We start from the raw sequence: 18,699 nt of genomic DNA on the forward strand, positions 1-18,699 counted from the left end.
CGTGGGCTCTTCCGCTCGGGCCGGAGGGCGTCCGGGCCTGCATGACGCACTGCGCGGACTACTCCGCGGCGGCCCTGGCGCGGGCCGCCGACCTGGCCTCGCTCGGCGTCGACGCCGAGCCGGACGGGCCGCTGCCCGAGGGAGTGCTGGACGCCATCGCCCTGCCCGAGGAGGCGGCGCGGCTCGAACGGCTGGCCGCGGACCGCCCCGACGTCCACTGGGACCGGATCCTGTTCAGCGCCAAGGAGTCCGTCTACAAGGCGTGGTTCCCCCTCACCGGCCTGTGGCTGGACTTCGACGAGGCCGACATCGCCCTCACGGCCGACGCCCGCCACGCTGTCGTCGACGCCGGGCCGGCCGCGGGCGCGCAGGGCGGCTTCCGGGCCCGGCTGCTCGTCCCGGGGCCGGTGGTCGGCGGGCGCCGGGTCGAGCGCTTCGACGGCCGCTGGGCCGTACGGCACGGGCTGGTGGCCACGGCGGTGACGGTGCCGCACGGCTGAGGCGGCCGGTCGCCCCGGTCATCTGCCGGGGCACCAGCTGTGCAGCAGCCGGAAGAACTCCTCCTCGTTGCCGGCCAGTCCCGCGTCGGCCAGTGCCTGCTCGGCCTCCGCCAGGACGGCGGGCGGCACCACCGGGGGCAGACGGTCGTGGTCGTGCGGCGGCCGCGCGGCGCCGAGGCGCGCACCGCCCTCCGCGTCGCCGAAGGCGGCGCGCACGGTGTGCAGCAGCCGGAGGTAGGCCTGGACGGCGGTGCGTTCGCGGTCGGTCAGTACGGCAGTGGGCATCGGTCTGCTCTCCCCGTGTCGGCGTCGTCGGCTGCCACGCGCCCCCACGGCGCGTACGCCACCGTGCGGCGGCGCACCACCAGCTTGCCGCCCACCACTGACAATCCGGCCGTCCCGCGCGTCGGTTCGCCCGCTCAGCGCAGCCGCCGTCGTGGCCGTCATACGCCCGGGAAACGTCTCCTGAGCTGCGTGAAAGGCATGTCCGCGGGCTGCCTGCGGCCCGGATCGGGACGGGGTGCGCGAAGGTCCGTCGCCTTCTGAACGCGCCCGGCGCGCGCCCCCCCGACGGCGCCGCGACGGCGCTCAGTTCTGCGGACCCAGGTACCCGAGCGAGGCCTCGATACGGCCCGCCAGGTGGTCCCGCTGGCCGCGGCCCCGCGGCGACGAACCCGGCAGCCAGGTGCGGCACTTGCTGGCCAGCAGCAGACCGAAGCTCTCGGCCTGTCGTTCGTCGGCCAGGTCGAAACGGGTGCGCGCGGCCACGCTGCGGACCGTCGCCCGCAGGTCCGCTCCGTCGCTGAGTAAACGGGCCGCGACCGCGGCGCCCTCGACGTGCTGGCCGCAGTGCCCCGCCTTCATGTGCCACAGCTCGTGCCCGAGGATCACCAACTGGTGGTCGGGCGCGGTGCGTTCCTCGATGACGACGAGGTCCTGGTCGGCCATGTCGAGCCACAGCCCGCTGGCCGTGTCCGCGGGGAAGGGGGCCATCCGGAAGTGCACGGGGCGGCCGCGCCGTCTGCTCATCCCGTCGCACAGAGCGGTGTACAGGTCGGCCGGCGGGGCGGGGGCCGGGAGGGTCAGCTCCGAGACCAGTTCGCCGCTGAGCCGGCGCATTTCCTTCGCGATGCTCACGCTTCTCCCCCGGATCACGACTCGGGCCGCTTCACGCTCTCCAGGAGCATGTCCAGCCACTCGGCGACCTTGTCGCGGTGCTGGTCGGTGGGCAGTTGAGCGGCCCGCCACGCGATCCCGCGCACGCCGTGGTCCTGCAGCAGCCGCTCCAGCGGGTCCGCCGCGGCGGCCGCCGCCTCCCGGGCGGCGAGCTTTTGCAGCAGCTCCTGCTCGGTGTGCTGCAGCGCCCCGGCGAGCGCCTCCGGGTCCTCCGCGGTGAGGAAGCCCGCGTGCACGCGGAAGAAGCGCTGAAGGGCGTCGCAGTGCTCCATCGTGGGACGCCGGTCGCCGTTGATGAGGGCGCCCGCCTGCTGGCGCGACATGCCGGCGCCGTCGGCGATCTCCTGCTGGGTGTGCCTGCGGCCGTTCGGCTTGAGCCGCGTGCGGCGCAGCAGGTCCAGGCGCTGCAGGAAACGGGCCTGCACATCGGGCTCGCCGGCCGGCCGGCCGCTCAGCAGGGCCCTGACCACGGGCTCGGGGACACCGGAGGCGACGGACAGCCGTCCGGTGCCGAAGACCTCCGTGTGCGGCACGCCGAGACGGTCGGCGAGCGCGGCGACACGGGCGACGACGGCCGACAGCAGCACCGTCGCCGTGGCGTCCGCAACCTCGAAGCCATCCTCCGCCACCGACAGGTCTCCTAGGTCTCTCACGTTCCCCTCACCGGGACACGCCCGGCGGCACAGACGGTCGCCGTGAACTTGTGGAGAGTAGCGGGTGTTTCGAACTCACATCCAGGTCTCGCCACAACTGTGGCCAATTTCAGCCGTCAACGAGCACCGAATGCCACGATAGTTGACATGCCTGCTCCTCGGCAGCAGGATCGGGGCGCCGCGTGAAGGCCGCAGAGGCAAGAGGGGTGACCTCCCGATGGCATATCAGGCAGGTGGGCAGCGGTCCGTGCCGCGTCCCGTCCCCGAAGGACCCGAGGCCCAGGCGTATCTGCAGGACTGCGCCCTCTACCTGGAATCCGTCCCCTTCCCGTCCGTCGTGGTGGACCACCGCTGGGACGTGGTGCAGTCCAACGCTGCTTTCGCGTCACTTTTCCGTGCGGTGGGCCCGCATCCGACGGCCCAGCCGGGTGACAACTTCCTGCGCTTCGTGCTCTTCCATCCCGACGCGCCCTCGGTGCTCGGCGACCACGAGGCCGGCTGGTGCCTGCCGATGCTCGCCGGCTTCGCGGCGGCCGTGGAACGGCACGGACACGACCACGGGCTGCTGGCGATCCGCCGTGAGATCGCCCAGGACCCGATCATGGACGCCGCCTACCGGTACGGCCTGCCGCACTGGATCCGCGCGGTCGGCGAGGGAGCCGCGGAGCACGACGGGGCGGTCCGCCCGCTGGTGCATCCCGACCCGCGCTGGGGCGCCACGGACTGCCGCATCGTCGAGGACACCCCGAGGGCTCTGCGGGACATGGGCTACACGCGCCTGACGATGGTGCTGCGCGAGGCACGTCCCGCCCCCGCCGCCCGCAGGGCGCGCGGCGTGCGCCGCGCCGCGAGCCATCTGAGCGTGGTGCCGGCGGCCGAGGCCTGAGGCCCTGGGGGCGTCGGCGTCCCGCGGGTCACAGGTCGAGGACCAGTCTCCTCCCGCGGCATCGGGACACGCAGATCATCATGGTCTCCCCGGCCTCCCGCTCCGCGGCGGTCAGCACCGAGTCGCGGTGCTCCGGCACGCCCTCCAGCACATCGGTCTCACAGGTGCCGCAGGTGCCCTCGGTGCAGGAGAAGAGCACCTCGACTCCGGCCGCGCGCACCGTGTCCAGCACGGAAACGCCCGGCGCGACGGTCACCGTACGGCGGCTCTGCGCGAGCTCGACCTCGAACTCTGCGTCCGTGCCCGCGGGTTGCTCCCTGGCCTGGAACCGTTCGACGTGCAGCGCGGCGGCCGGGCAGCGCTCCTCCACCGCGTCGAGCAGGGGAGCGGGGCCGCAGCAGTAGACGAGGGCGTCCTCGGGCAGCTCGTCCAGCACCGCGGCGAGGTCCAGCAGTCCCGTCTCGTCCTGCGGCGCGACCGTGACCCGTTCCCCGTACCGTGCCAGCTCGCCGGTGAACGCCATGGAGCCGCGGGTGCGGCCCCCGTACAGCAGGGTCCACTCGGCGCCCGCCGCCTCGGCCGCCGCCAGCATCGGCAGCACCGGTGTGATCCCGATGCCGCCCGCGATGAACCGGTAGCGGGCCGCCGGGAGCAGGGCGAAGTGGTTGCGCGGACCGCGCACCCGGACCTTGTCGCCCTGCCGCACCTCGTCGTGCACATGGGCCGACCCGCCGCGCCCCGCCGGCTCGCGCAGCACCGCGATCCGCCAGGCGCCGCGGTCGGCCGGGTCGCCGCAGAGCGAGTACTGCCGTTCCAGCCCCGGCCCGAGGACCACGTCGACGTGGGCGCCGGGCTCCCAGGCCGCCAGCGGTTCGCCCAGAGGATGGCGCAGGGTCAGGGCGAGCACCCCGTCGGCCGCGAACTCGCGCCGTTCGACGACGAGTTCGACTTCGTGAACGTCACTCATGAGGTGCTTCCCTCCGCGGCTCGGGTCCGTGCGGCTCATGTCCCTCGGGGTGGGCGAGCATCCACTCCCACATCTGCACCGGGTCCTGCGCGGCGTGCTCGGCTCCGCAGTGGCAGGTGCCGTGCAGGACGTCGGTGCCCGGCAGCCAGTCGATGCGGTAGACCTCGCCGGCGGGACCGCTCACAGGACCCGCTCCACCGGCTTGTCGCCCTCCTCCACCAGCCGGGCGAGGATGCGGCGGGCGGCGAGGCCGCCGGTGTCGATGTTGATGCTCAGCTCCTGGTAGCCGGACCGCTCCGAACCCAGCGTCCTCTGCAGCAGGTTGAGGGCGTCGACGTCCTGCATGACCACCGTGTGGTTGTTGCCGCGCAGGAACTCGGTGACCTCGTCGTCGTCCGTCGCCCAGTCCCGCGAGACCATCCAGAAGTCGTACACCTTGCCGTCGGCGGACGGGGTGATCGCGTACGTGATCTCGGTGTGGAACCCGTTCGGGTCGCTCCCGTCGGCCTCCGGCAGCACGCCCACCGGCGCGATGCGGCTGTGCAGCAGGTACAGACACGGCGCGTGGTACTCGATGTCCTGCCACCGGGTGATCCGCCCCTCGATCCCCGTCGAACGGGCGTAGAAGGGCGGGCACTCGGCGTCGTCCATGTGCCGGCTCACCCGGACGATCCCGGCGCCCTCGTCGACCTCGGTGGTGATCGGCGTCTCGGCGACCTCGGGCGTGCCGATGTATCCGCCGTGCAGATACGTCTCGTGGGACAGGTCGAGGAGGTTGTCGACGAGCAGTCCGTAGTCCGCGTCGATCGGCTCCATGCCGCGCACGGTCGTCCAGCCGGGGGAGTCCAGATGCCGGGCGCGCGGCACGGCCTCGGGGTCGGCGAGATCCGGGTCGCCGATCCACACCCACACCAGGGAGTCCTGCTCGACGACCGGGTAGGCGGTGACCCGGGCGGTGCGCGGGACGCGCTTCTGCCCCGGCACGTACACGCAGGCGCCGGTCGTGTCGTAGGTGAACCCGTGGTAGCCGCACACGATCCGGTCGCCGTCCAGCCGGCTCTCGGAGAGCGGGAAGCGGCGGTGCACGCACCGGTCGTGCAGCGCGACGGGCGCGCCGTCCTCCTCGGTCCGGTAGAAGACCAGCGGCTCCCCGAGGACCGTCCGCCCGAGCAGCTCCTCGCGACCGACCTCGTGACTGTAGGCGGCGACGTACCACTGGTTCCTGGCGAATGCGGTGGTGTGCGGCATGGCAGTTCCCGTCCCTGTCGGCGGGGCTCCGTCGCCCCGCGGTGCCGTGGTTGAGATCAGGGTCGTGAGGCGGGCGCGGGCTCGGCAAGACGGCTTCTGCCAGGCGGAAGAGATTCTGCAAAGAGGCTGGTCAGAGTCGCGCGAGGTCACGTGCCGGTGGGCGGCAGGGGGGGCATGTGTCCGCCGGTCCGACGTAACGGTCGGCAGGGATTCGCACCTCACCGAGACTTGACCACGCGGAGCTCCAGCTCGTGTCTCGCCTCGCTCCGCAGGGTCGCTTCCAGGCAGCGCAACCGGGTGACAAGGCTGTCGTCGTGGCCGAGCAGACGGCCGGCCAGGCCGATCAGCGAGTCGTCCTCATGGGGCGAGGACCACTCGAACAGAAGACCGCACAGCGCGTCACTGCTCTCATCCGGATCAGGCGCCATACGCAGCCCGAGCCATCCACGGTCCACCCAGTGAGTCAGCATGGCGGCGAATGTCTCGACGCAGTGCCGTTCGTCGTCGGAGCCCGAATCGGAATCCAACCGCTCGAGCAGCGCGGCGTACAGCTCCGGCATGCCGAGCCCCAGCACACGTGCGCCCGCATACGCCCAGTAGTCCGATCCTGTCCCGCCGCCGTACGCCTCCCAGTGCGGATTCCACAACAGCCCGGTGAATGCGGCACGTGCGGCGTCGCCATGGAGGGCGATGCCCAGGATCAGCCCGCCGTTGCAGTCGGTGGACGCCCCGCCCTCACCCCATTCGACGAGCTTTCCCAACCATGACGGATCACTCGTCTTCGTGGCGAGGATCGGCAGGAACTCAGGGAACAAGGGGGAGCCGACGTACCGCTCCAGAGCCTCCGCGATGTCGGTCCTCAGACCTCGACACGACAGGTTCAGCAACCCCAGGCACGCGTCCGTCGACTCCTGGTGCGGACCCTCGACGTGTTCCCACAGCATCCGCTCGGCCGACTCGCATCCCAGGTAGCCGACAGCGTGCAGCACACCGGTCGGCACACCGTCGCGCAGCCTGCCCGCCTCGACACTCGCTTCCAGCAGGCGTTCGCCCACACGGACATCTCCATGGCGAGCGAATACCGGAACCAGAGCCTCGCGCGCACCGGGCTCGTCGAGGAACACCGGGAGCAGCGCTTCGACATCGGATCGCGACCCGTACCGCAGCACCACGTCCACGACCGTCGACTCCCACCGCCGAGTCACCGCAGTCGGATCACCGACGTACCTGTCGAGCAATTCCCGCGTCGCCCAGGAAATCGCCACCGCGATCACCGCCTCTCCCGGTCGGAGACCGGATTCACGTCAGGGGCCGTATATCTCACGTCTCAGCTGCTCGGGGACGTGCTCCAAGATGTCGGTGGCGGCCTGCCGCAAATGGGCCTGGAAGGTCTTGTTCCGTGCTGTCACTGCGTCAGCGTCTCACTCACCTGTTCCGAGGGCCCGCCGCCGTGGAGAGGAAGCGGCTCTATGCAGGCCGGCGGTTCAGCGGCGGCACCTCGGGCCCGTTATAGCGGCCTGCCGTCGTGCTCTGGGCGGGGCGCCATCCGGCGGTGTTGCTGAAGCTCTCCCAGGACACGCTCGTGAGCCGGTCATTCGGCATTCCGGTCCGGGCCTCGTAGGCGTTGCCGGCGAGATACAGGAGAGACTCGAATTCCATTCCGGTCGGGAAACGTGAGGGATCCGCGAGTACCCCCTCGTAGAACTCCCTGCCGTTCGCCACCACCACGCAGCGTCGGTACAGGAAGTCGTCGGCGGAGATGTAATCGTCTCCGTCGTCGGGATCCGCCTCCCCCTGATAGCACCAACGAGCGTGCTCTCGCGTGTCCAGGGCGTAGAGCTTGGCGGCGAGCAGATCCTCGAACGCGACGATCTCCTCAGGCGACAGTCCTCGAAGGACCTGTGAGGCAGGAGCGAGCACCGCCTCGTCATCGCCGGCTCGTTCCCAGTCGAACGATGCGATGAGGGACCAGAAACGTATGTCGTTCATGGTTCGATCCTTACACAGGCTCAAGGTCGCTCTTCCTGCGAAAGCCGTGTCCACCGACGTGCATCAGCAACAGCACTGGGCGCACCTTCGCATCCCCTTCGGTTCTCTTTGCGCGGTGCAGCGGCATGCAGGGCGTCGAACAACGTCCGTCCGGAAGGCGGGCGGGTACGTGGAACCACGTAACTCGCCACGGGAATCCGTATCGGGGGTGGCTCTCCACGGGAGTGATGTCGTCGGGCGTGACTATGGTTCCGGGATGGCGCTCGAACCCTCTGCCTCTTCCGTTCTCGGGGATTCCCGCGCCGGTTCGGCGTCGCCGTCGGCGGACGGCGGCTGGGACGCACGGTTCGCCGACGCCTTCGCGGTCCTCCTGGGCCGTCCCCTGGAGGAGTACGACCCCGGCGCGGTCTACGCGGCCAGTGCCGGACAGGAAGAGGGGCGGCCGTCGTGGGAAACGGCTCACGCCGCGCCGTCATGGACATGGATGCATGGTGGCGGCTTGTCGACATGGCCCGGGCCGCGGTCGGTGACCGCGCCGACGATCGTGAACTGCCGGATGATCCGCTGCCTGAGGCGCTGGTCGGTGTCCTTGCCGCGCTGGAGCCGGCCGAGATCATCGACTTCTACGTCACGTACGTCGAGGTGCAGGATTCGGCCTACCGGCATTCGTTGAGCATGGCCGCCTACTTGATGGAGGGCAGCCTCACCAGCGACGGATTCATGGACTTCCGTGGCGGGCTGATCCTTCTCGGGCGGGACGCGTTCAGCCGTGCGGTGGCGAATCCCGACTCCCTCGCCGCATTGCCTACGGTGATCCGCATGAGCCGTGAGGAAGGGGGCTGGATCGGCTACGAGTGCGTGAGCCATCTGATCTCGGATGCCTACGAGAGGGTCCAGGGGGAGACCGACTCGCTCGACACGGCGGTCGCGACTGCGCTGAGCGGCATGGCGCGTCCGGAGCGGCTGCTGGGTGAGGAATGGAACCGGGACCCCGAAGACGAGGAGCAGATGAGGCGCCGCCTCCCACGGCTTGCGGCGCTCTTCCTCGACTGAGATCACCTAGGCCGACGGAACCCTCAGCGCCTTTCCGCGGTGAACACCCCACGCACGGCGCACTCCCCAGGACTCCGCCGCACGACGACGGCGTCGCCCGGAAGCAGGTCCCGCACCGTCGGGCGCCGACCCCACGGGGGCCAGGTCCCGCCTCTCCCCGGGTAGTACGTACCGCGATTACGTGGTTCCCCGGATGCGTCGCCCCAGGTCACAGGCTTGACTCGGGGTACGCCGGAGAGATTCGCCCGGGCGACTGTCAGTGGCTGCTCCTAGCGTTCCGCTCATCGTCACACCGAGTGCCGGATCCCGGCGGACGGTGTGTCGATTCGAGTTCTCCTGATGCGGAAGGCGGGGCCGGTGGGCTGGCTTGCGGCGGGTGACGCGTACGAGGTCGCCCTGGTAGAGGGGCGGGTGGCGGCCAGGGCCACGTCCGGCCGGTCGGCGGGGCGACAGCTGAAGTCGCTGCCGAAGGCGCTCAAGGACCACCCGCAGGTGGAGCGGCTGCGCCGCTTCGCCGAGTGGCTGGAGCGGCACGATGCCGCGTGTGTGGCACAGGTGGACACCTGGATGGTGTCGTCGCTGCCGGCGCCCACGGAACTGGTCGCCCGTGTCTGGCCCGACGAGGCCTGGCGGTCTGCGCTGCGCGACCTCGTGGTGGTCGGCGACGGAGCGGACGAGGCGGGCTTCCTGCGGGACGTCACGCAGGCCGGTGAGCTGCGGGTGGTCGACCTCGACGGCGAGACCGTACGGCTCCGCCCGCGGACCGTGACGTTCGCGCACCCGGTGCTGCTGCCGGACCTGGAGGACCTGCGCGGGTTCGCGGCCGAGCTGGGGATCGTGCAGCGCGTCGAGCAGCTCCACCGGGCGACCTGGCGCAAGCCCGAGGACCTGGACGAGAAGGCGAGGGACGTCTCCGAGTTCGCCGGGGGCCGGTTCTGGCGTTCCGCGCTCACCGCGCGTGCCGCCTCGCTCGGCTACCGGGTCTCCGGCTCCCTGGCCACCTGCCGGGTGCGCGACGGGGAGCGCACCGTCGAGGCGGCCGTGTGGATCGGGGAGCCGTGGGACTACGAGGTGCACACCGGCGCGCTGTCCTGGCTCGACCCGCAGGGCCGTCGGCTGCGGCCGGCGGAGGTCGGCCCGGTGGCCTGGTCGGAGGGGATGCGGATGGCCGCGGCGCTGTACGCCGGGCGCGAGATCGAAGAGGGGGCGGGCGCGTGAGCGGGGGAGCACGGATGTCGTACGAGGAACTGCCGGCCGGTGCGGTGCTGCCGCTCGGCACGGAAGGCGCGGGGGAGCGGGCGGTGCCGCTGACGGCACGGTCGTACACCCATCCGGGGCTGGACGACCGTGTGGTCGTGCGGCTGGTGGCCGGGGAGCTGGGCGCGGCGGAGGATCTGGCCGCCGGCTACCTCGGCCTCGAGACGTGCGCGGAACCGGTCGAGGTCGGGCTCGGGGCACGTCAGGCGCTCGGGTTCCCGGAGTGGGTGCTGGTGCACCACCCGCAGGACGGCCACCATGCGCTGGCCGTCGTGCCGGAGCTGGAGCGGATCGCACGCCTTGCGAAGTCCCGTCCGAAGGCCGCCCTGGACGCCTACCGGGAGACCGCCCGGCAACTCGCCCTGGCCGTCCCGCACTTCCTGCCCACTTTCCACGAACAGGCCGGCCGGGTCTTCGTGTCGGCGGAGAACCCCGTCTACGCGGCGCAGATGTTCGGCCGGGCCCGCGCCGCCGAGGCCGAGTACGGGCTCGCGGTGGACGAGGAGCGGCTGGACGCGGTGTTCCTGGAGTTCGCCCTCGCCGGGGGGCTGACGGCGACGGCGCTCTCGGGATACGGCAGGGAACTGGCCGCCCGGGTGCCGGCCCCGGAGGCGCTGGAGCGCTTCACGCGGATGTGCGTACGGCGCACCGCGGGCGGACTCGTGCCGTCCGCCCAGCTGGCGAGCGACGTCCGGAAACTGGCCCGCGCGGCCGGCCGGGACGGGGGCGCGGTCGAGCAGGACTACGTGGCCGGCCTGCTCGCGCTGTCCGCCACGGCGAAGGCGGCGCCGGGCTGGTGGAAACGCCACCGCGCGGCCGTCGTCGCCCTGGCCCGACGAGAGCCCGCGGTGCGCGGCACGCTGCTGAACCTCATGCCCGACACCGGCGACCAGGATGCACTGCTGCTGTGGCTGGACCTTCTGGAGGAGTCCGGGGCCCTTGCGGGGGTCTGGGACGACTCGCGGTCCGACGAGGAGCGGCCGCACGACGGCACCGTGGGCTGGTTCGTCCGCTTCCTGGAGTTCCAGGCGAGGGCACAGAGCTACCACGAGCCCACGCAACTGCCCGCCCTGTACCGGCTCACCGAGCTGTCCGCCGACCGGCTGCGCGCCGAACTCGGCGTGTCCGGAGGGCAGTTGTGCGCCGGACACGATCTGGACCTGCTGGACCTGCTGCTCGCTCTGGACGTGCCCGCAGGCGTCTACCACCAGATCGAGCTGGCGCGGTGGGCGAAGGGCGAGAACCGGCGCGACCTGCTCGCCTTCGCCGCCGCCGAGCGGTTCCGGGACGTCTTCCACAAGGCGGCCGACACGTTCGACGGCGACGAGGACGACCTGGACACCATCCGGGCCCTCATCCAGTCGCCCGGCGGAAGGCCGATGCTGGCCGACTGGGTGCGCGAGGTCGCGCGCCGCTCGATCACCACCGGCCTGCCCGGCCTGCCCGACGCGCTGAAGCGGCTGAAGTGGCTCCCCGGCGAGGCGCTCAGGCTCGCCGAGGAGGAGATCCGGGAGGTGGCCGCCACCGACCTGGGCCCGCTGCTCGCCCGCACGCTCAGGGCCGGGCTCATCGACGAACTCGGCTGGCCCGCCTGGGAAGAGGCGGCCAGGGAGCTCGTGCCCGGGGAGCGGGTCCAGGACCTGTACGTCGCCGACGCCTGGCCGTATGTCATCACCGCCGGTTCCGCGCAGGTCCGGGTGATCGGACCCGAGGGCGCCGTGCTCACCCACGATCTGCGGCTGCCCGCCCAGGGCGCCTACGGTGACCCCGGTTTCCACTTCGTGGACGGTGAACTCCTCGTCTACTGGCGGACCCACGACCACGGCCTGCGCGGATACTGGCACCACAGCCCCGACCGGGTCCTGACCCTGGCGGGCGCCCACGACGGCCGGGGCACCCGGATGGACTGGTACCGGGAGGACACCGGCGTCCCGACCCTGCCCCTGCCCGGCGGCGGCCGGATCACCGGCGCCGGCGTCCTGCACCGCGGCGACACCACCGTGCCCATCGAGGCGAAACTGCTCGGGGACGGCGCCTCCTACTGGACCTGGGGAGGCGACGGCTGGCTCGAGAGCGACCCGGCCACCGGGAGACTCGGCCGCGAGAGCGTGCCCGCCTTCCTCGCCGACGTTCATGGGGAGGGCGCCCGGGTGCGGGGCTCGCTGACGCCCTACCCCTTCGACGAGGTCACCCCCGCCGGAGTGCCGGTGGACGGACTGCTCGGCTGGCGCGTGGTACGCCTGCCCGACGGCTCCCGGCGCGGCGAGGACCTGGCCGGACGCCAGGTCACCGTGCCGGCCGACCTCGGAGCGCCGTACGCCGCAGTGCTGTTCCCCGGCGCCGACCGGCCCGTGGCCGCGACCCGGGACGACTGGCGCATTCACCTCGTCGACCAGGACGGCGTCGTGACGGCCACCGCGAGGGTGGACGGCGCTCCGGGCGACTTCGCGGAGGGCGTCCCCATCCTGCCGCCGCTGCGGTACTGGCACTGTCTGCGGCCCCGGGACCCGCAGGGCTCCGCGGCCCTGCGCGCCATCGACGACGACGCCGCCCGGGCCCTGCTCAAGGCCGAACTCACGGGTGACGTGCTGGAGTTGCTGCACCAGGTCACCGACAAGGCGCTCCTGGCGGGCATCGCGGGCGTGGTGCGGTATGCCGCCGAGCAGCAGAAGGTCCTCGACGCGGCGGCGACCCGGCTGACCGCGGAGCTCGCCGGCGCCGAGGAGGACGAGGGCCCGGCCGGTCCTTCCGACCGCCTGCTGCGCGACGCGCTCAGCGGCCTCGACGGCTCCCGGGCCGGCTGGTACCACTACGGGGCCGACCGCGACAACGTCTTCCGGCGGCTCCGGGTGTTGAAGCGGGCGATGCGAGCGGGCGAGGACTCGGATCCGGCCGACGGCTCGGTGGGGGGCTTGCGCGCGGCGGAGGACTCCGCGGCGGCTTCGCACACGACCGCCGACTCGGCAGGGGACTCCTGCGCGGTCGACGGCGCCGCGTCGGTCGTGCACGGCTCCCACGACGTCGTGGCGGCTCCTGGCGGCTCCGAGGGGTCCGCGCCCGCTCTGGGCGGGGCCGACGACTTCGCACCGACCCCGCGCCTTCACCTCGACGGCCCCGAACTGCCCGACGGCTACCTGTACGACGAGCCCGTGGCCGACTTCTTCACGGCGACGGCGTTCCGGGTCGCGTCCGCCACCACCCCGGCGGAGCACCGGCAGGCTCTGGTGGCGCTGCTGCGGGAGTTCGACGCACTCGGGTTGAGCTCGGCCGCCGGGCCCCTGCGCTGGCGCCGGGTCTCCCTCCAGGTCGAGGCGCGCCATCTGCGCACCCCGGAAGGCGAGTGGCGCGAGGGCAGTTGGCGGGGCGTGCTGCACCTGGACGGCGGCGCCTTCCTCGCGGTCGCCAAGTGCACCTCGCGTGACGTGAAGGAGGGCTGCGACTTCGACGCGCTCTTCCACGACCCGGCCGACCGCTTCGAGGTCCCCGCTCCCTACACCGTCGAAGCCGCCTACCAGGTCGGCGAGGACCGCGACGCAGGCTGGCTCACGACGTTCCTCGCCGACCTGGACGAACGCGGACCGGCCCCGTGGATCCCGGCGGCGGCAGAGGAGTTCGCCCTGCTGACGGGGGTCACCCCGACGATGGCCCGGCTGATCGTGGCGGGACTGCCGCAGGTGGACAGCGACGAACGGTCCTTCCTCACCCCCGAGGCGCGGGCCGTGCTCCGGGTGAAGGCGACGGACGCCTCCCTGGCCAAGGACGAACTGCGCAAGACCCCCATCGCCGCCCTCAGGGCCGTCGTCGCCGCGCTGCTGCCGTCCGACCCGGCCCGGCTGTGGACGGACGGCCCCGACACGGCAGCCGCCGCCGAGGTGTGGAACAGCGAGGTCGGCAGGCGAAGGATCGTGCCCGAGGCGCTGCTCGGCGAGGCGCAGCGCGTGCTGAACGCCGAGCACTCGACGCTGGCCGCGCTGCTCGACCCCGCCTCCGAGCCCCGCCTGAGCCGGGACCTGGAGTGGTCGGTCACCGGGGACCGGGCTGCACCGGTCGACGAGCACGCCGTCGGGTTCACCGCGGCCACCCTGATCGACACGGTCGCCGTGGCGGCCTGGCTGGCGCATCGGCTGCCGGCCGGCGACCCGATCCGCGCCGCGCTGCCCGCCGTCCTCGCCGCGATACGGGACCGGCTGGCCCACCCCGGACTGCTGCTCGACCTCGTCCAGTACGTTCACCTGCCCGACTTCCGCAAGGCAGCCGGTCAGCCCACCGAGGTCGCCGGCGGCTACGAGCGGTACGGCGCGATCGTCATGGCCACCTACGACGACCAGCCCGCCCCCGCCCTGTACGTCGCCCTCCTCGACGCGGACGGCCAGGACCCGTACCTGCCCGCGCTGCGCCTCGCCCGGGACGGGGCGCCGTTCGCGGCCGAGGCGGCGCTGCGCCTCGCCCGCTCTGCGCGGTTCGCGGCCCTGCTCGACGACCCGGGCGATCCGGTCGCCGGTGTGCGCGACAAGGACGGCGCCTGGTATCCGCAGGACCCCACCCGTTCCGTGCCGGAGCTCGTGACCGAGGCGGCGAAGGAGTACGGCATCGGCGAGGACGCCGCCGCGCTCTATCTGATGCTCCTCGCGATGCCCGACCCCACCGACCGCAACACGGCTCGCTGGACCGGCTGGAAGCCCGCCCGCCTCAAGGCCGCCCGCGCCGAACTGGGCTCCACCGACCTGGTGGTGGAAGCGAGCCGCAGCCGCGCCGGACGCTCGCTGTTCCTGCCGGGCGGCTGGGAGGCCCTCGCGTCCCCGCGTCTGCCGCTGGAGCAGTGGAAGCCGCCGCTCTACGGCGAACTCGCCGAGGTCCGCCTGGGCCAGCTCGTACCGACCGAACCGGCCCCCGACCTGTACCGCAGGGCCTGGCGGCGGATCCGCGAGGGCGATGTGCCGCGCTTCGAGGAACTGAAGGTCAAGACCGGCCGCCGCCGCTGAAGCCCGCCATGACCGAAAGGAATGCACGATGATCGAGTCGGCTGTGTCCCGACGGCCGCTGGACGACGAGCAGATCGACCGGCGGCTTGCCCGCATACGCGAACTGCTCGCCCGGTGGGACGTGTTGCGGCCGGGCGACGGCCAGGTGTGGCGCACGGCGTTCGTCCCGCTGGACGAGAGCGAGGTGGCCGCGTTCGAGACCCGCAACGGACTGAGGCTGCCGGAGAACTACCGCAGGTATCTGCTGGAGTTCGGCGATCCCGGCGCCGGGCTGATGCGGTACGCCGCGCAGCCCTTCGGAGAGAAGGACGACCCCGGGCACCGCAAGTCGTTCCCGTTGCACGCATCCTGGGCCGGACGGCCGGACGAGATCACCGAGTGGGAGGCGGAGCAGGGCGCCGACTTCTTCGACGCAGGTCCGGGCGAGTTCTACGCCCAGTTCGACGACCCGGCCCAGGCCTTCTACGACCTCCCGGCGGGCGCCGACCCCGACGACGGGACGCTGATCCTGGGCGCCACGCGCAGCCACATGCTGGCCCGGCTCGTGCTCAACGGCCCCTGGGCGGGCACGGTCTGGCTGGACAGCTTCGGCTACGACGGGCAGCTGAAGGAGCCGGCCGACGACCGCTACGACGATCTGCACGACGACTTCGTGCTCCGGGAGTTCGCCGACACCTCGAACTGGCGGACCCTGGCCGGCCTGCCCTGGTTCCCCGCGCCGGTGGACGGCGTCGGGGATCCGGCTCCGGCGGACTTCCTCGACCTGACCGTGGACTGGCTCCGCCACGAGGTACGGCAGGCGGAGGCCGAACGGGCCTGCGACCGGCTCGACGCCTCCGCCGTGGGGGAAGCCGGGCTACGGCTGCGGTCCCCCCAGGACTACGGGGGCCTCAACGGCCACTGGTACGGAACCTTCCGGTCCTACCTCTCGGGGCTGATCCGGGAGGAGCTGCTGCGGAGCGACCCCGATCCGGCCGCCCGCGAGCGGATCGTCGAGTTCGCCACGGCGGCCGGCGCCGCCCGCTGCCTGCCCTCGGCGCTGGTCCTGGCCGGACGCTGGCAGGAACTCCTCGACGCCGAACGCAGTCTGCCGGAGGCGGAACGCAGCCCGGTCCACCTGGTCCTGGCCGCGGTCATGCTCGGCGCGAATCCGCCCGAGGCGGCTGCTCCCGCCGCCTGGCCGGGGCGCGAACGCCTCTCCGTCGACCGCTGGGCGGTGCTGCACGCCCTCACCCGCATCGGACCAGACCAGCGCCGACCGGTCCTCGAAAGACTCCCCGAACTGCGTCCGCTCCTCGACATCGCCGTCCTGCCCGCCACCGTGGAGGCCCTCGACGGGCTGCTCACCGGTGACCTCGCCGCCGTGGACCGGGACGCCGCCACCGTCGCGCTGGTCCGGGCACTGCACACGACGGCCGCGCTGCACACGACGGCCGCCGCCGGCGAAGCGTCCGCGGAACTCGTCGACCGCCTGTGCGCCCTGGCCGTCGCGGTCGACCGGGTCGGCGAGGTCTTCGGTCTGCTGGCCGCGCAGGCGGGAGACCGCTGGGCCGACTGGCACGCCGCCCAGCGCGACGGCCGACGCCTCCTCGACACCCGCCACCACCCTTCTCCGGCCCTACCGAACGACCAGGGACGTCCATGAGCACCACGACGGCCGCCGCCGCCCCGATCCGGCAGATCCTGCCCGTCGAGGAGCGCCACGCCACCGAACTCGCCTTCCTCGCCGCCCACGACGACGGCCCCCGCCCGCCGGGCTGGGCGCTGACCCCGCGTGCCGTCGTCACGTTCATCTGCGGCAGTGACGGCAGGACCCTGGAGGCGGCCGGACAGCGCCTCGTCCTCGCCCCCAAGTTCGTCGGCGAGCGTGCGCTGGTCGAGCGGTGCGTGGTCACCCTCGCCGGGGAGCGCGGGCTGCTGCTCGTGGGTGAGCCCGGCACCGCCAAGTCCATGCTGTCCGAGCTGCTGTCGGCCGCCGTCTGCGGCACCAGCGCGCTCACCGTGCAGGGCACCGCCGGCACCGCCGAGGACGCCTTCCGCTACGGCTGGAACTACGCCCTCCTCCTCGCCCAGGGTCCGTCCCGCCGGGCACTGGTCGACTCACCCGTCCTCAGCGCCATGCGCACCGGCAGGGTGGCCCGCGTCGAGGAGATCACCCGCTGTCTGCCCGAGGTCCAGGACGCCCTGGTGTCGATCCTCTCCGACCGGCGCGTCAGCGTCCCCGAACTGTCCGGCACGGACGACGCCCAGATCGCGGCAGCATCCGGCTTCACCGTCATCGCCACCGCCAACCTCCGCGACCGGGGCGTCTCCGAGATGTCCGCCGCCCTCAAGCGCCGCTTCAACTTCGAGACCGTCCACCCGATCGCCGACCCCGAGGCGGAGATCGCGCTCGTCCGCGGCCAAGCGGTCGCCGCCGTCCAGCGCGCGGGCGCGGCCTTCGGCGTGGACGACGCGGTCCTCGACGTCCTCGTCACCGTCTTCCGCGACCTGCGCACCGGCCGCTGCGCCGAGGGCTGGGACGTGGAGCGGCCGGGCACGGTGATGTCGACCGCCGAGGCGGTCCAGGTGGCCACCGGCCTCGGCGTGGCCACCGCCTACCTGCCCGCCGGGGACACCCTCGACCTCGTCCCCGGCCATCTCCTCGGCGTGGTCCGCAAGGACGACCCCGCCGACCACGCCCGCCTCCTCGGCTACTGGGACGGCCCGGTCCGCCGCCGGGCCGAGGACGGCTCGGCGCTCTGGCGGCGCCTGTGGGACCTGCGGGAGAACCTCCGGTGACCACGCACGTTCCGCACGGCGTCCAGGTCCGGGGAGAGCCCCGGGCCGCCGTCGCCGCCCTAGCCGATTCCGTACGGCCCTACCTCCTCGGCGTACGTCATCACAGCCCCGCGCTCGCCGCCGCCGTGCCCGTGCTGCTCGACGCGTCCGGCGCCGATGTCGTCTGCGTCGAACTGCCCGCCGACTTCCAGCCCTGGCTCGTCCACCTCGCCGACGCCCGCACGGTCGCGCCCGTCGCCCTCGCCGGCGCGCGGGAGGACGGAAGCATCGGCTTCTACCCCCTCGCGGACTTCTCCCCGGAGCTGGCCGCGGTCCGCTGGGCACGCCGACGCGGGGCCGAAGTCCTCTGCTGCGACCTGCCGTTGGCCAGCCCCGGCTGGGGCGCTGACGGGCCCGACAGGACCGGTGACCTGCGGACCGTCTTCGCCGACGCCCTCACCGCCGCCGGTACCGGACGCGACGGCGACGACCTGTGGGACCGGGCGGTGGAGGTCCTCGCACCGGGGAGCACTCCGGAGGCGGTTCGCCGCGCGGCGCTCGGCGTCGGCTGGGCGTTGCGCCGGGACGCGGAGGCGTCCGGGGGAGTGGCGGCCGTGGACCTGGCGCGGGAGGCGTACATGCGGTCCGCGCTGGCGCAGGCCATGGCGAGCGGGCGGCGGGCGGCGGCGGTGGTCGGGGCCTTCCACGCCCCGGCGTTGGCGGACGTCGACGCAACGACGGCGGGCGCCCCGGAGAGAGCGGACGGCACGGTGACGGGCGTCGCCGGGAGCGCTATGGCCGGCGTCGCCGGGAGCGTTTCGAGCGTCGTCACCTCCTTCGTCCCGTACGCCTTCGACCTGCTGGACTCGCGCTCCGGTTACCCCGCCGGCATCCGCGACCCCCGCTGGCAGCAGGCGATGTTCGCCGCCGCCGGGGATCCGGACCGGGTACACGACGCCGCCGCCTGCGCGATCACCGACGTGTGCCGTGCCCTGCGTGGGGCCGGACACACCGCGGGCACCGGCGAAGCGAGGGAGACCCTGCGGCTGGCCTGCGACCTGGCCCGGCTGCGGGGGCTTCCCGCTCCCGGGCGGAGCGAGGTGCTGGAGGCGCTGACGACCGTGCTGGGCCAGGGGGAGCCGCTGGGCCGCGGCCGGGCCCTCGCCCGGGCCGTGGAAGGGATCCTCGTCGGCAGCGGCCGGGGCAGAGTCGCCCCCGGCGCCCCGCG

Annotated in this window: 16 protein-coding genes; 8 read left to right on the forward strand and 8 right to left on the reverse strand. The window is 73.0% G+C overall.

What is annotated here, in order from left to right; all coding sequences use genetic code 11:
• The coding region (locus ABT300_RS30310; protein WP_351682267.1) for a 4'-phosphopantetheinyl transferase family protein at window positions 1–500 on the forward strand (500 nt) is incomplete at its 5' end.
• Window positions 501–518: 18 nt separating this feature from the next.
• Here ABT300_RS30310 and ABT300_RS30315 read toward each other — a convergent pair.
• The 3 genes from ABT300_RS30315 to ABT300_RS30325 form a co-directional block, all read right to left on the reverse strand.
• On the reverse strand, window positions 519–785 hold the full coding sequence (locus tag ABT300_RS30315) for a hypothetical protein (RefSeq protein ID WP_351682269.1): 267 nt from the start codon (window positions 783–785) through the stop codon (window positions 519–521).
• A 303-nt stretch (window positions 786–1,088) separates the two neighbouring features.
• Entirely contained in the window at window positions 1,089–1,619 is a 531-nt protein-coding gene (locus tag ABT300_RS30320; RefSeq protein ID WP_351682304.1) for a toxin-antitoxin system, toxin component, read from the reverse strand.
• 32 nt (window positions 1,620–1,651) lie between these two features.
• The gene (locus ABT300_RS30325) at window positions 1,652–2,305 is read right to left on the reverse strand and encodes a helix-turn-helix domain-containing protein (protein WP_351682272.1); all 654 of its coding nucleotides are present in this window, start codon (window positions 2,303–2,305) and stop codon (window positions 1,652–1,654) included.
• Between the two features lie 241 nt (window positions 2,306–2,546).
• On the opposite strand from ABT300_RS30325, the gene ABT300_RS30330 reads away from it, so the two are divergent.
• Complete coding sequence (locus tag ABT300_RS30330) at window positions 2,547–3,215, forward strand: MmyB family transcriptional regulator (protein ID WP_351682275.1); 669 nt, start codon at window positions 2,547–2,549, stop codon at window positions 3,213–3,215.
• A gap of 28 nt (window positions 3,216–3,243) precedes the next feature.
• Here ABT300_RS30330 and ABT300_RS30335 read toward each other — a convergent pair whose 3' ends face one another.
• From ABT300_RS30335 to ABT300_RS30355, 5 genes are all read right to left on the reverse strand, one after another.
• A complete protein-coding gene (locus tag ABT300_RS30335; RefSeq protein WP_351682278.1) occupies window positions 3,244–4,182 on the reverse strand; it encodes a PDR/VanB family oxidoreductase in 939 nt (312 codons plus the stop codon).
• Complete coding sequence (locus tag ABT300_RS30340) at window positions 4,175–4,366, reverse strand: hypothetical protein (RefSeq protein WP_351682280.1); 192 nt, start codon at window positions 4,364–4,366, stop codon at window positions 4,175–4,177. Before ABT300_RS30340 ends, ABT300_RS30335 begins: the two co-directional genes overlap by 8 nt.
• On the reverse strand, window positions 4,363–5,430 hold the full coding sequence (locus ABT300_RS30345) for an aromatic ring-hydroxylating dioxygenase subunit alpha (RefSeq protein ID WP_351682283.1): 1,068 nt from the start codon (window positions 5,428–5,430) through the stop codon (window positions 4,363–4,365). The genes ABT300_RS30340 and ABT300_RS30345 overlap by 4 nt, the downstream gene beginning before the upstream one ends.
• Window positions 5,431–5,648: 218 nt before the next feature.
• Complete coding sequence (locus ABT300_RS30350; RefSeq protein ID WP_351682285.1) at window positions 5,649–6,704, reverse strand: hypothetical protein; 1,056 nt, start codon at window positions 6,702–6,704, stop codon at window positions 5,649–5,651.
• A gap of 193 nt (window positions 6,705–6,897) precedes the next feature.
• Window positions 6,898–7,419 (reverse strand): DUF4240 domain-containing protein, encoded by a 522-nt coding sequence (locus tag ABT300_RS30355; RefSeq protein ID WP_351682288.1) that lies wholly within the window; start codon window positions 7,417–7,419, stop codon window positions 6,898–6,900.
• 474 nt (window positions 7,420–7,893) lie between these two features.
• On the opposite strand from ABT300_RS30355, the gene ABT300_RS30360 reads away from it, so the two are divergent.
• The 6 genes from ABT300_RS30360 to ABT300_RS30385 form a co-directional block, all read left to right on the forward strand.
• On the forward strand, window positions 7,894–8,472 hold the full coding sequence (locus tag ABT300_RS30360) for a DUF4240 domain-containing protein (RefSeq protein WP_351682290.1): 579 nt from the start codon (window positions 7,894–7,896) through the stop codon (window positions 8,470–8,472).
• A gap of 357 nt (window positions 8,473–8,829) precedes the next feature.
• Window positions 8,830–9,690 (forward strand): DUF4132 domain-containing protein, encoded by an 861-nt coding sequence (locus ABT300_RS30365; protein WP_351682306.1) that lies wholly within the window; start codon window positions 8,830–8,832, stop codon window positions 9,688–9,690.
• 14 nt (window positions 9,691–9,704) lie between these two features.
• On the forward strand, window positions 9,705–14,711 hold the full coding sequence (locus tag ABT300_RS30370) for a DNA-binding protein (protein WP_351682293.1): 5,007 nt from the start codon (window positions 9,705–9,707) through the stop codon (window positions 14,709–14,711).
• A 28-nt stretch (window positions 14,712–14,739) separates the two neighbouring features.
• Window positions 14,740–16,356, forward strand: a complete 1,617-nt coding sequence (locus ABT300_RS30375; RefSeq protein ID WP_351682296.1) for an SMI1/KNR4 family protein — start codon at window positions 14,740–14,742, stop codon at window positions 16,354–16,356.
• A complete protein-coding gene (locus tag ABT300_RS30380) occupies window positions 16,353–17,492 on the forward strand; it encodes an ATP-binding protein (protein ID WP_351682298.1) in 1,140 nt (379 codons plus the stop codon). The genes ABT300_RS30375 and ABT300_RS30380 overlap by 4 nt, the downstream gene beginning before the upstream one ends.
• The coding region (locus tag ABT300_RS30385) for a DUF5682 family protein (protein WP_351682301.1) at window positions 17,489–18,699 on the forward strand (1,211 nt) is incomplete at its 3' end. The genes ABT300_RS30380 and ABT300_RS30385, both read left to right, overlap by 4 nt.

The organism is Streptomyces sp. NPDC001027, from assembly GCF_040299045.1.
Classification (GTDB): domain Bacteria; phylum Actinomycetota; class Actinomycetes; order Streptomycetales; family Streptomycetaceae; genus Streptomyces.